Here is a 12,456-nt window from a genome sequence, read left to right as displayed (position 1 = left end):
TTGATGACTTGGGGCATTTTTATATCTTCTCACGCAATTTCCCATCACGCATTTCCAAAACCACATCAAACATGTCTAGGATGGCAGAGTCTGATTCATGCAAGATGGTGATGATAAGTTTGTCCTCCAGCTGCAAGAGGTTGGTCAAAACCTGCTTAGTCAGGGCAGGGTCTAAATGGGCGGTCGGTTCATCCAAGAGCAAGATCTTCTTACCACTCATCAAGGCACGGAGCAGACACAGGACATTTTTCTCGCCACCACTCAAGAGACTGGGGTCTGTTGTTGTACGCAAGGTGTCCTGTAAACTCATTGGCAAGCTCCTTAACAAGCCAAGCATGACATCTCTTCCCTTCTCATAGGTTCCAAAAACAGACACATTGCTTTCAAAATCGGTATGGTAAAGATGCTCAAACTGGCTGAGATAGAAGGCGGTAGCTGCTTCCATTCCATGTGAAACATCATGTTCCAGATAGGAAACACTTCCCTTGTCCAGAGCCAGTTCTCCTGCCAACACTCGTAGAAAAGTGGATTTTCCGCTGGCTGACGGACCAATGATGGCATACTTTTTTCCCTTGTCAAACCGATAGGAAAAATCTGCTACTACTAATTCTCCCACGTGATAGGTCACATCCCTAACTTCTAAGGCTGTCACATTGGGATAGCTTGGCACTTGCTCAGACAAGACCTGACCAGCAAGATAGTCTTCTAGGTTGGCGACCGTTTCCTTGGTTGAATGGATATAATTGACATCCAAGAGGATGTATTTCATAGGATAGATGAAATTTTCAACATAGCTAAAAGTCGCAATGGTCGCTCCAATGGTCAACTCTTTTTGTAGCAAGAGGTAGCCGACCAAGCCAAAAGCTGTTAATTGCACCAAAAACATGGAAAATCCATTGACAACATTAGCCAGGGTCTTGAATTGCCCAAAGCGAAAACGAGCATGCTCACTTTCTTCTACTGACCGATGGTGGACACGGCTGATGGAGCCGAAAGTTTCGGTATTAACGCGATTCTTAGCAGAAAAGAGGTCTGTCACCACCTGAAAATAACTTTCCAAACTCTGTAAAAATGCCCGCTGACGCTGAGAAAGTGGACCAGAAATCCACTTGGGAATGAAGACTGCCAGAGCAGAAGACAGAATAATGCCCACCGCAACCAGGGGATGAACAAAGAGAAAGAGGGAAACTGCATAGATGAGCATGCTCAAACTAGAGCGGATAATATCCATAAGAGGACTCAGATAACTCTCCTCAATGGTTTCCAAATCGTTGTCAAAAATGGACAGATAGGCAGAGACATTCTTCTCTGAAAATTTGGATAAAGGCTGTGATAACAAGCTGTTTGCCAGGCCTTTTTTAGCCTTGACATAGAAGCCCTGAGACACCTTCCACTCATAAACCTGGGAATTGTACTGAAAGACTGAATTGGCAATGATGGCCAAAGTATAAGCCAACAAGAGCCAGACAAGCCCTGTCCAGCCCATCTGAAAAATATGGTCAAAAAGATACTTATTTAACTCCGGCAAAACAACATTGGTCAAACTATATAAGATATGGAAAACCAACTGAATGGCAATAACAAACCGCAATTGATAGATGATTTTTTTCATAACTCCTCCTAGATAGGAACAATCTGACAAAAAATTAATTGCTCTCCCCAATCCGTACCACACCATCATAACGAGAAAGGATCTCATCGGACACACGGTGGGAAATATGAATGAGCGTCTTATCTGCTAATGAAGTAAGGTAGGCTTCAATTACTGTATAGGTTTCCTGATCCAAGGCAGACAGACTTTCATCCAGCAACAAGATATCCTTATCTTGCAGCAAGGCACGAATCAAGAGCAGGCGTTGCTTTTGTCCACCAGACAGTCCACTATCATCACTAATTTCCTCGCTTAAAGAGTCATAACTTGGAAAACGATTATCGAGATTCATGGTCTTAATGAGTGACATCAGCCTATCTTCTGAAACCTCCCGTCCCATGGTCAAGTTGTAGAGAACCGTATCATGGAAAAGGGCTCCCTCTTGTGGCAGATAGGCAATCTTGTCTTGAATGGCTTGGTAGGACAAGTCTGAAAGAGAGATTTGATCAAAGTAAACACCCCCTGCTTGCAGTTGGCTATTCTTGGTCAAAATAAGAGCCAAGGAAGATTTGCCAGAACCACTTTCCCCAAGAATTAAATACTTCTTGCCACGTTCAAACGCTACTGTCAGGTCTTCAAAGACCTGTTTCTCACCGATGGCATAACTAGCCTTGACCAGTTGAATACTCTGGAAAGCTGAAGCTAGTTCCTGTCCCTTCGTTTCTTGACCAAAAGTAGACAGCTCAAACTCTTGCTTCAATTCCTTAACGGCATGCCTGTCCAAAAAGGCTGCCGCAATGCTATTAATGGGATCCACCAACTGCTCTGAAATGGTCAGAATAGCTGTTAAACCTCCGATGGTCAAGGTCCCAGAAAAGACCTGAAAACCACCGATAAAGATAATCGAAAGAGTGGTCAGATAAAAGACGAAACCGACTAAGAGCCGCATGGTTACTGTCGTTCGATTAGCCTGATCGACCTTGTCATTGACTGCTTGATAGCGATCGTTCAGCCCATCTAAAACCTGCTGTCTTTGGCGGCTATTTTTCACTTGCAAATAACCTAGAAAGACATCTGAAACCCTTGTATTATAGACCTGCTGACTGTCCGAAATCGCCTCCTGATTGAGCCTTCTCCGCTTTTTAAACAAATAGGGAATCACAACTGGCAAGAATGAAATCAGAATCAAGAAAATAGCGGTCAGACCATCCAAGCTAAGAAGGGCCAAACTGGTAATGCCAAAGGTACAAGCACCTTGAAAAATCGTAAAAAAGGCGTCGTAATAATCTTCTTTCACCGTCTCCAAATCATTATTGAGCTGGGAAATATAGGCCCCTGCCCCCTGCTCAACGAACTCTCTAAAAGGCAAATCAAACATTTTCCCAATAAAGGTCGCTTGTAAGTGGAAACCTACTTGATTGAGATAGCTGACATTGGCAATCTGACGAATGTATTCAAAGACCAGCATGACAAGGACAGTTAACCCCATCTGCACAAAATAAGACACAAAGGCTTGTCTATCTCCAGTTGCAATAGCATCAATAATGTAGCGATATTGGTACAGAAAGCCAACATTGAGCAGGGCTACTGCAAAAATACAAGATAAGGTTAACCAAAAATTCCTCTTTTTCATTTCCCCTCCACCGTTTGATAGATTTCTAAGCAAAGCAATAAAAAATCTGTATTAAACACCGTTATTATATCACAACTGCCCATGTTTGTGTATGTTTTCACATAAAGAATAAACCAAGCCAGCTATCTGACTTGGTTTATTCTTTATTCTGTCGTTTCAGTCGCCACATTGAAAAAATCTTTGTATTTCAAAAGGTAGCCTTTTCCTGTAGATAGGTCATATTGGACCAGTTTGAGTTCTGCTGCGACTGTTGCATCTCGTTCAGCCTGACCTACACGATCCTTGTGGAGCACTTCCGTCAAGAGAGTGTAGTAAGGACTGACCTTGTTACGGGTCGTCTCCAGCATCAGTGCATTCATATCGCTAGAATTGACCAAATCATAATGGTAGTCTTCCGTTTCAAAATTACTCCAAACGAAATAGTCGGTCTTATATTGCAGACTTGGGTCCGTCGCAAAGGCAGACTCTGGATAGAGACCTGGCAGGTGGTCACCGTAAAAGACGACCGTCACTTTTTTGTCTAAGGTCTTGAGCTGGTCTAGGAAATCCCTGGTCGCCTGGTCCGTAAAGGAGAGGAGACGAACATAGCTATTAAGGTTTTCATTTTCCTCAGCCGTGAACCCTTCTCCTGTAGCCGTAATACTAGCTGGCTCTAGGGAATTCCACTGCACATGGTTCTGCATGGTAATGGCAGACACAAATTTATTGTCTGTAGAACGAACCTGCTCCAAAATCAAGTCATAGGTCTTTTTATCACTGATAAAATTCCCTTGATAATCTTCAGCCGTCACTGTCAGAGGATAAGCGGCACTATTCAGAGTGTAAAACTGCTCAATTCCCAACTGCTTATAGATTGAATTACGATTGTAACTGGTATCGTAGTAAGGATGGATGGCGATACGATTATCTGCTGGATAGAGGTCACTGATACTTGGCAACTTCTTCATATTCGGCGCCACATCCAGATAGACGGACGAAATGGACGAGTTGTAATTGTAGAAGGGCAAACCACTGTAGACCTGAAACTCGATGTTAGCTGTACCACCACCATAGTGGTCACTCTTCATCAAGCCACTGGTAGTCTGACTCATGATGTACTCAATATTTGGAAGGACATTTTGACTAAGGGTCACGCCTGGAATCCGACGTGGGTCAGCCAAACTCTCACTAAGAATATAGATAACCGTCTGGTCAGTCAGTTGGCCTGTCCGTTCTGCATTGATTTCCTCTGCCAAGGCAGTGTATTTCTTCACAATGGCCTTCATGGTCTTATCAGAGTAATTCTCAGGCATTTCCATACTGGTCTTGCTGAGTTGCTGCAACCAGAGGAATGAAAGTGTGCGATAACGAGCCACAAAAGCATAGCCCTTCCAGTCTACGTTCCGCCAGTTATTGACCTGAGAAAGAATAGGAATCCAACCAGCAATCTTGTGGTCTTTTTCATTACGAATCGCCCAACCCATTCCCAAAATCAAGGAAACAATGACTGAAATTCCTGCTAGCCGTTTCCAGATGGATTTGACAATCTGTCCTTGGAAGTACTTCTTATGAATTCGCCTGTAAACAAAGAATAGGATAACCAAGAACACAAGCGATATCAAGACAACCCGCAGACTGATAAAGCTGAGAATCATCCCCATGTTTCCAATCCATTTGAAATCGTTGGGGGTCATTGGCTCCGAACGGTAGCGGAATTTGAGAAAATTGGCCGCAATCAAGGTCACATTTAAACCAGCAATGATGGCAACCGATAAGATTTGACGGTTGATAACCAGGCTAATGATAACATTAAGGAAAAAGAGGCAGGCAATCTGGAAGACAATAGCTCCTGGAAAGAGGTGGCGTGTGAAATAAGAGCCCGTTCCCCCAGCCATAGAAGCCTGATAACCAATATGCGATAGCGTAGCCAGTGCCAAGCTGATAAAGAGCATGCTGTGGACATTGGTCCGATTGGCCTTAAACTCTACAAATGCCTTATGAAGATAGCGAAGAAAAATGTAGGTCCCTATAAAATGAATAGGGGCAAACAAGGGTGTCTGACTAAAGAATTCCAAATAGGAGCCATTTTCAACCAAACTCTCATAATGGCTATCTTTCCAGTAAGAAATAGCCAACGGACTGAGAGAAAGTAAGCTGGTCAAGAGCAAGTAGCTATCTTGCACCAGATGGCTGGCCGACCACCTACTTAATTTTTCTCTGATTCCTGCATTCTTCCGCCACAAAAATGCCAGCAATACTGGAAGAAGCAACATCAATAGAAGTTCAAACTGAAAAAGATTATTACGGAAAATATTCCAGGGTTGATACTTCTTGGCATTGATTCGATAGACCAGATTGACAAGATATAGAAAACCTAGAAAATAGCAGACATACTTGGCAAAGGTTTTGGTCTTTACAAACTTCTCATATTTATTAAGCAAGACCAATACATAAAAGGTAAAAATAAGATAGGCAAGCAAGGTCAGAGGGACAAACCAGAGCGGAAAAGATACACCGCTTAGCAAGAGGGCCCGTCCCATCGCCAGCAAAACAGTCATGACCATGACCAGAATGAATTGCTTGCATGCCTTGGGATTGATTTGTTTCATAACATTTCTCTCTTAGGAAAGATTTGATTTTCGGTAGGCAAAAACATAGTAAATCAACCAGAGTAGCCATCCAGTCAAACTGATAATGATAACTGGCCATAACCACCACTGTTGCTTGTAGGATAGGATAAGGGTATTCTGTCCTTTTTTGCTGGTAACCGTTGGTACACCGATAGTGGAAAGTTCCAATTCTTCTCTATCCAAGACCTGTTCATTCAAAACGAGCTGACTATCTTGGTAGACAATGATTGGCACAGCTGTTTCTTCTGCTTCAGACGCCGTCCAAGTTACCACCAGCTGATCACCATCAACTGCTTTGGTAAAGTTTTGATTTGGTAAAATCACTTGGTCACGATAGGTAAAATAGGTATTGTCCGACTCTTCATTGGTCATATGTTCCGTTCTATCTGACAAGTCTGGCACATAGTCTGGCGTTGATTTCTGAGCAATGTGGATAAATTCGCCCAAGTCTTTAGAATGGAAAGAATCTCGTAACTCTTCCGTTGTACCGTACAGAGTCGTATGAATTCGTTTTTGCAGGAAGGTCTCGCTATAGTAATGTCCATTGATTTCCTTAAAACTTTCATTCCAGAGGAAGCCAACCGAAACAAGCAAGGAGGCAAGAGCCACAGCTATAAAGATTTTCTGCAGTTTGTCAGACAAGCCAGACATCTGGACTCCTACGACTGCCAGTAAAAGAGCATTGGCGTAGAGGAAAAAGCGAAATGGAAATTGAATCAATTCGACAAGTGTAATTCCTTTCCCTGCAAACAACTGCCAAGGGAAAAGGTTGGTTGACAAGATTAAAAATACTGCGTAAGTCAAAGCAAGACCACCCAGAACCAGCGATTGTTTCTTCCAATTTTTCACCAAGAAATAGAGATAGATTCCAAAGAAAATTGGCAAGGGATAGGGATAGTATAGAAAGGCTGTTTTGAGCCAGGTTACAGTATTGAGGACAAATTTCTTATTAACAAACGGTGGCACCAAGGTGTTGGTTGCGTTGATATAAATAAGTGGCAACCAAATATTGATGGTCAGGAGCAGGAAAATCCCTACCGACAGAGCCACCTGTCCAATAATCTTCATTTTTTGGTCTGATTTCCACCAACCAATGAGGAAGAGAACTCCATAGGCAATGACCAAGAACAAGGTTGATAGCATATGAACCTGCAACATGAGCCCTACCGCTCCTGCCATGAGGAATATCGGTACTTTTTTGGTCTGTAGGAAACGAACCGCAGGAATCAAACAAAGTGGAAAAAGGGCCACTCCCCAGCTGGTAAATCCTTGAGTTGCCCACCAATACTGGATGGAGTAGGTCGTTACAAAGAAGAGAGACAAGAGGATGGAGTGATTATATTTGACCTTGACCTCACGCATGAGGAAATAGAGGGAGGTCGCACTCAAAGTACCCAAAAGAAGATTGGACAAAATCTGATAGCGGAACCAAGTCCCACTCAAGAGTACCAAAGCTCCCTGTAGATAGGCAAAATAAGGTCCGTAGAGAGCATTGACAATCCGTCCTGACTGCTGATAGCCATACAAACTGATAATATAGGAGAAATTCCCCTCCGTCATCTGCATAGCCGCATCATAGAAACGATTGTAGTGAAAAATCAAGTCTGCACCTGTCACCATTCCCTTGGTTAGCAAGTGTGGAACCAATAATAATAAAGAAAAGCCCACAAATAGGCCAAGAGCAACTAAATGGGGATGCTTTTTTAACATGTTTTTGAACATAAGGATACCTTCATAAAAAAAGAGGGAAACCCTCTCTTGTTTTTGTAAATATTCTGCCAATTTGCAGACAATATTTTTCAAAAGTTAGTCATATTTCAGTATAGCAAGCTTTCTCCCCACTGTCAACGAACAAGGCAAGGTCTTTCAGATTTCACTCTGGACTAGCAAAGTTAGGATTGGCTTTACGGCTGGTTAGGCCTGTCTTTTCCTGGACCAATTGGTAGCTTTCTTCCACTGCTTGTGGAATGTCGATATAGGCCAAATAGTTGGCTCCTCTTGGTCCGTAGCCCTCTTCGTCATCTCGCAGGCGGGGAATTTCGCCTAAAAGCAGGCTGAGGTAGCGGTCCATGTCCCACATACCCAAGGGAGCATCTTCATACTGGAGCTGGCCCTCTTCCTCCCTGACAGCCACTTGGTAGCTAGCGTAGTTGAGCAAGAGTTTACCCGCTGCGTACTTCTTCATCGTTGCCCACATCCGACGCTGCATGGTGGCATCTTGCATGAGCAGAATGGACTGAAAATCAATGCCCTTCTCAGCTAGCAAGTCCAGTAGGTAGGTGACATTATTACCGCAGTTGGTGGACTGGGTTTCTAGTAAATCAGCTGACAGACCGTGCTTCTGCTCCAAGTAGGCTTGAAAAATCTCTGCCTCGGTCAAGCCACTTGGATCCAGCTGAGGAAAATGGTCCCGTACCTGTTGGCGAAGTCCGTCGGTCGTGTGACCTGCTCCACCTACGATGACGTAGGCCTTAGCAATTTTGTTTCGAATAGCATCTGCCAGTTGGTCACCACCAGCTAGAATGGAGCCACCAAAAAAGGCTAGAACATCTACCTGTTCTAGTCCTTGCTCGGCTTGGAGAGCTTGTTTTGTCAGAGAGGACAGATCCCGCGGTCCACAAAATTGGGCTAATTGATTGATTGCCTGCGATAGTTTCATGATAAACCTACTTCCTGAAGGCTGTCAGACAAACGTGCGAAGTCAGCCATGGAAAGTGCTTCTCCACGGACACTGGCTTCCAGCTCTGCCATGCCAAGTGCCCGCGTCAGCTTGTCCTTGACCTCGTCGGACTTGCCGAAATGGTTGGTCAGGTTGTTCCACAGGGTCTTGCGGCGGTGCACAAAGCTGGCCTTGGACACCCGGAAGAAGAAATCTTCGTCCTTAACGCTGACCAAGGGTTGCTCGCGACGGACCATTTTGAGAATTGCGGAGTCTACGTTTGGTGCGGGCACAAAGACGGTGCGAGGCACGATGAAAGCCACCTTGGCAGTCATGTAGTACTGGACCGCGATGGACAGGCTACCGTAGGCCTTGGTGTTTGGCTCAGCAGAAATGCGGTCGGCCACCTCCCGCTGCATCATGACCACAAACTCGCTGAAGGGAATCTTGCTCTCAATCAGGTGCATGAGGATAGGGGTGGTGATGTAGTAGGGCAGGTTGGCCACGACCTTGATGGGCAGGTCAGGATTCTTGAAATTCTGAATCTGGGTCTGCAGGTCGGTCTTCAGGATGTCTTGGTTGACCACGGTCACATTGTCAAAGCGACCTAGGGTGTCCGCCAAAATCGGAATCAGGCGGTCGTCAATCTCAAAGGCCATGACCTCAGCAGCACTCTCCGCCAAAAACTCAGTCAAGGCCCCAATTCCAGGACCAATTTCGATGACATTGACATTCTGGTCAATCTCTGCCGTATCCACAATTTTCTGTAAAATATTGGTATCGGTCAAAAAGTTCTGACCAAAGGATTTCTTAAAGGTAAACCCGTGGCGTTCAAGGACGGCGCGGGTAACATTTTTGTCTGCGATGTGCATATGTGTTTTCTTTCTAAATTAGTTTGTTGAAATTTCATCCTTTATTTTTTCTAATACAGAATCTGCCAAATGTTGTAAATCAGGATATATAAATCCTGAGGTTATTCCTAAGAGAGCTAACTCTTTTTTTATCCTAAACTTATTTTGTGGGGAAATCATGATTTTACTAATTTCACCCTTTTGATCTGTCAGTGTGATGGCTTTTTTATCTATATAATTAGAAATTATTTTTATGTTAGATTTTAAAATTTTGGATTCATGGACTCCAGGATAAATAAATACACCTTGCTGCTGTTTCAGTCTATCAGTATTTTTTGAAGGTAAAACAACATGGGTTTTTATTAAATCTAAAAAGATTGCCATCGGATAAATCAAACGTTCCTTGGTTTTTGCACATTGATTTAATGCTTCTAAAAAATCGTTTATGACTTGCTCAACAAAGTAGCACATCAATCCCTGGGATTCGTTATCTACTTCACTTGATTTAATCCTGTACTCTTCTAAATAATTTCTTTGTTTAGCTCCCAAGGAAAAATTGCGTTCTAAAGAATCACCGTTCATATCACATTTTACACTTAATAAAGAGTCGTCAATAATATCAATTTCCCATGCAAATCTATCAGTATTTTTAAAGCTCTCATTTAATTCTTTAAGCAAATCTTCTGTCGTAAATTGTAGATACATTAGTCCATTTTTTTGGTAGATATTATACAACAAACTCATTAGATTACAAAAAACATCTAACTTTTCCACCGACATCAAATTTATGGCTGTTTTAATTGCTACCGTATGACCTGTATCAAATTTTTCTTCTTCTGGTTTTTCACTATAGAAATAAATATACCCAGCCTGACTTTCATCCTGATTTCCGTTGTGTTCATCTTCAAGAGTCGCGTTTTCTACTGCAAAATACAAAGCTACTAAAGGATTTGAAGTAACATCCAAAATTCTTGTTTTCGCTCCATAGTGTTGTAGTTGAGCCATTCGTCGAACCAATGTAACATTATCTGAATAATCTTCCCAGCCCATTTCATTCATAAGAGTTCGATAATATCGTTCAGCATTATCTATAAGGAATGTATCTCTATAAAAAGAAGGCATACGGCTTTCAAAATAAGTACTCTCCCCTCTATAATAAATATTTCTTCCCAACATTCTATTCTTCGATTGTAGTATAACTTCAATAAAGTCTTGTAAATGAGTTACTTCTCTGATTTTAATATCCATAGTTTATCTCCGCATTTTTAGTTCTTATCTTATCTAATTGATATAAGTTGTTAGCAATATTTTTTAAGACTCGTCTATATATTCGTCCATTTCCTACAAACATCCCTACTTATAATGATCCTTGACCGACAAAACATACAAACAATCATCTTCAACTATATAAATCAGTCGGTTTTCAGCATCAATTCGCCGTGACCAGCTACCTTGATAGTCATATTTAAGTGGCTCTGGTTTAGCAATACCTTCAAAAGGATGGCGTTGAATATCCTTGATAATCTTGTTAATACGCTTGAGTGTTTTATTGTCCTGCCCCTGCCAATAGAGGTAGTCTTCCCAAGCTTCGTCTGTGAAACAAAGTCTCATCGCTAGTCCTCTAGTAGCTGGCGTTCTTGTGTTTTGTCAGCTCGAACGGCTGCCATACCGCGCAAAATCTTATCTGATAGGTAGGGATTTTGAGCGACCGCAAGGGTTTCTTGAATACTGCTCCACTCGCTCTTAGAAATAACCACAATATCTTCTTCAGGGTTTTTATTGACCACAATGAGAGGCTCAAACTCATCATTGACCTTTTTCATGTAATCCTTCAAGTGGTTACGAAAATGTGAATAAGCGATTGCTTCCATTTCAACACCTCTCTTTCATTTCTAGGCTTACTATAGCACAGAAAAAAAGAGTTGTCAAACTTATTGTACAACTCTTTAGCGATTCTCCACCTTCCACTCACCATCTTCAAACCAGTAAAAATTCTCCGTCAGTTGTGGATGTTCAAAGATTTCCAACATGGTTTCAAAACCGTCTGCCAGCTGAACATTCTTCAGGTCCGCACGATCAATCCAAAAGACTTCTCCCTCATCAGAAGATTGGATAGAGCCTGAAAAATGGCTAGTTTTATAGCAAAATACCAAATAGCGATAGTGGTCAGTCGGATCCGTCCAGTTTTGAAGGCCACAGAGTTCGAGATTGGATACCGTCAAACCCGTTTCTTCCTTGATTTCACGAATGACAGAGACAATAAGCGACTCATTTGTTTCACAGCAGAAAAAAGCTACGCTTTTCCAATTTCCAACCTCTAAGAGCCTATCCCCAGGCTCTTAGAGCCCCCAGGAAATGAGATTCCCGGCCACTTCTCTGACTTCCTATCCTGGACCAATACCTGCTGACCATCTGTAATCATGCACATATTGGTTAGGATGACGTGTTCTATCCTATTCATACTCCCTCACTTCAACAACTTTATATAATCACTCTTGGTTGCAAAAAGATGACCCACTCGAACTTCGTTTTCTACCACGCGATAGAGGGCAATGTAGTCTTTTCCAATAACGTAACCTCGGGTCAGATATGGCGGGTCTATCTGCTTACCAAAACGATTATCGGCGTTAAAACCACGTTCAGGAAAAATTTGCAAACTCTCCAATGCTTCGACAATCATACCAATTCGTCTTTTGGCAATTTCTTCTGAGAACTGTTCCGAGAAATAGGCATAAATAGCTGCCAATTCCTTATCCACTGCTGGAGCAAGTATCACTGAATAAGACTCAAATTCCATACTTCTCTTTGACACTTTCTAGGCTGATCCCTTGACCTGCCTCAATCGCCTGTTGGTTTTCCTGAATTTCCTTTTGAAGTTGTAAAAACAACTCTTCTCTTTCCAACTCTTCTTCAGTCAGAATGGGCAACTCATTTTTTACAGCAATATTTTGCAAGAAGAGGTTAAAGCCAGCAGTCAAATCCAGCTGGTTCATAGCAAATACTTCCTTGGCTTTTTCCAAAAGTCTGGAGTCAGTTTTGAAATTTACTTGGGCATCTTTGTTTATAGTTATCAATCTAGTCCACCTCCTAGTTTTCTATATTGTAACACGAAT

General features: G+C 42.4%; 11 protein-coding genes and 1 pseudogene. All 12 read right to left on the bottom strand.

The annotated features are described in order from the left end of the window. Nucleotides 1-19: 19 nt before the first annotated feature. The 12 genes and pseudogenes from C1E99_RS11800 to C1E99_RS11745 all read right to left on the bottom strand — a co-directional run bounded on the left by C1E99_RS11800 (nucleotide 20) and on the right by C1E99_RS11745 (nucleotide 12,417). On the bottom strand, nucleotides 20-1,612 hold the full coding sequence (locus C1E99_RS11800) for an ATP-binding cassette domain-containing protein (RefSeq protein WP_105207653.1): 1,593 nt from the start codon (nucleotides 1,610-1,612) through the stop codon (nucleotides 20-22). Between the two features lie 34 nt (nucleotides 1,613-1,646). Beyond that, nucleotides 1,647-3,224, bottom strand: a complete 1,578-nt coding sequence (locus C1E99_RS11795; RefSeq protein ID WP_105207652.1) for an ATP-binding cassette domain-containing protein — start codon at nucleotides 3,222-3,224, stop codon at nucleotides 1,647-1,649. 143 nt (nucleotides 3,225-3,367) lie between these two features. Further along, complete coding sequence (locus C1E99_RS11790; protein WP_105207651.1) at nucleotides 3,368-5,812, bottom strand: LTA synthase family protein; 2,445 nt, start codon at nucleotides 5,810-5,812, stop codon at nucleotides 3,368-3,370. A 12-nt stretch (nucleotides 5,813-5,824) separates the two neighbouring features. After that, complete coding sequence (locus C1E99_RS11785) at nucleotides 5,825-7,555, bottom strand: YfhO family protein (RefSeq protein ID WP_161943268.1); 1,731 nt, start codon at nucleotides 7,553-7,555, stop codon at nucleotides 5,825-5,827. A gap of 151 nt (nucleotides 7,556-7,706) precedes the next feature. Further along, the gene (locus C1E99_RS11780) at nucleotides 7,707-8,492 is read right to left on the bottom strand and encodes an ElyC/SanA/YdcF family protein (RefSeq protein ID WP_105108237.1); all 786 of its coding nucleotides are present in this window, start codon (nucleotides 8,490-8,492) and stop codon (nucleotides 7,707-7,709) included. Then, a complete protein-coding gene (rsmA, locus tag C1E99_RS11775; RefSeq protein WP_105207650.1) occupies nucleotides 8,489-9,364 on the bottom strand; it encodes a 16S rRNA (adenine(1518)-N(6)/adenine(1519)-N(6))-dimethyltransferase RsmA in 876 nt (291 codons plus the stop codon). The genes C1E99_RS11780 and rsmA overlap by 4 nt, the downstream gene beginning before the upstream one ends. Nucleotides 9,365-9,382: 18 nt before the next feature. After that, nucleotides 9,383-10,591 carry an FRG domain-containing protein gene (locus tag C1E99_RS11770; RefSeq protein ID WP_105207649.1) on the bottom strand — a complete coding sequence of 403 codons (1,209 nt, stop codon included), beginning with the start codon at nucleotides 10,589-10,591 and terminating at the stop codon, nucleotides 9,383-9,385. A 105-nt stretch (nucleotides 10,592-10,696) separates the two neighbouring features. Further along, nucleotides 10,697-10,954: a Txe/YoeB family addiction module toxin gene (locus C1E99_RS11765; RefSeq protein WP_105207648.1), complete on the bottom strand. Its 258-nt coding sequence runs from the start codon at nucleotides 10,952-10,954 to the stop codon at nucleotides 10,697-10,699. A 2-nt stretch (nucleotides 10,955-10,956) separates the two neighbouring features. Then, nucleotides 10,957-11,214 (bottom strand): type II toxin-antitoxin system Phd/YefM family antitoxin, encoded by a 258-nt coding sequence (locus C1E99_RS11760; protein ID WP_105207647.1) that lies wholly within the window; start codon nucleotides 11,212-11,214, stop codon nucleotides 10,957-10,959. A 75-nt stretch (nucleotides 11,215-11,289) separates the two neighbouring features. Further along, nucleotides 11,290-11,804: pseudogene (locus C1E99_RS11755) on the bottom strand (8-oxo-dGTP diphosphatase). A 6-nt stretch (nucleotides 11,805-11,810) separates the two neighbouring features. After that, complete coding sequence (locus tag C1E99_RS11750) at nucleotides 11,811-12,140, bottom strand: type II toxin-antitoxin system RelE/ParE family toxin (protein ID WP_099778293.1); 330 nt, start codon at nucleotides 12,138-12,140, stop codon at nucleotides 11,811-11,813. Continuing rightward, nucleotides 12,130-12,417, bottom strand: a complete 288-nt coding sequence (locus C1E99_RS11745) for a toxin-antitoxin system antitoxin subunit (protein WP_044774972.1) — start codon at nucleotides 12,415-12,417, stop codon at nucleotides 12,130-12,132. Before C1E99_RS11745 ends, C1E99_RS11750 begins: the two co-directional genes overlap by 11 nt. Nucleotides 12,418-12,456 lie beyond the last annotated feature (39 nt).

This window comes from Streptococcus suis (genome assembly GCF_002964045.1).
In the GTDB taxonomy this organism is placed as follows: Bacteria; Bacillota; Bacilli; order Lactobacillales; family Streptococcaceae; genus Streptococcus; species Streptococcus suis_U.
Note: the sequence above shows the minus strand (reverse complement) of the source record. Positions and strands in the feature narration are given on the sequence as shown.

What these genes read in the sequence shown, in the direction of transcription:
- C1E99_RS11800 (WP_105207653.1), bottom strand. Translation starts at nt 1,612, where the DNA reads ATGAAAAAAATCATCTATCAATTGCGGTTTGTTATTGCCATTCAGTTG.
- C1E99_RS11795 (WP_105207652.1), bottom strand. Translation starts at nt 3,224, where the DNA reads ATGAAAAAGAGGAATTTTTGGTTAACCTTATCTTGTATTTTTGCAGTA.
- C1E99_RS11790 (WP_105207651.1), bottom strand. Translation starts at nt 5,812, where the DNA reads ATGAAACAAATCAATCCCAAGGCATGCAAGCAATTCATTCTGGTCATG.
- C1E99_RS11785 (WP_161943268.1), bottom strand. Translation starts at nt 7,555, where the DNA reads ATGTTCAAAAACATGTTAAAAAAGCATCCCCATTTAGTTGCTCTTGGC.
- C1E99_RS11780 (WP_105108237.1), bottom strand. Translation starts at nt 8,492, where the DNA reads ATGAAACTATCGCAGGCAATCAATCAATTAGCCCAATTTTGTGGACCG.
- rsmA (WP_105207650.1), bottom strand. Translation starts at nt 9,364, where the DNA reads ATGCACATCGCAGACAAAAATGTTACCCGCGCCGTCCTTGAACGCCAC.
- C1E99_RS11770 (WP_105207649.1), bottom strand. Translation starts at nt 10,591, where the DNA reads ATGGATATTAAAATCAGAGAAGTAACTCATTTACAAGACTTTATTGAA.
- C1E99_RS11765 (WP_105207648.1), bottom strand. Translation starts at nt 10,954, where the DNA reads ATGAGACTTTGTTTCACAGACGAAGCTTGGGAAGACTACCTCTATTGG.
- C1E99_RS11760 (WP_105207647.1), bottom strand. Translation starts at nt 11,214, where the DNA reads ATGGAAGCAATCGCTTATTCACATTTTCGTAACCACTTGAAGGATTAC.
- C1E99_RS11750 (WP_099778293.1), bottom strand. Translation starts at nt 12,140, where the DNA reads ATGGAATTTGAGTCTTATTCAGTGATACTTGCTCCAGCAGTGGATAAG.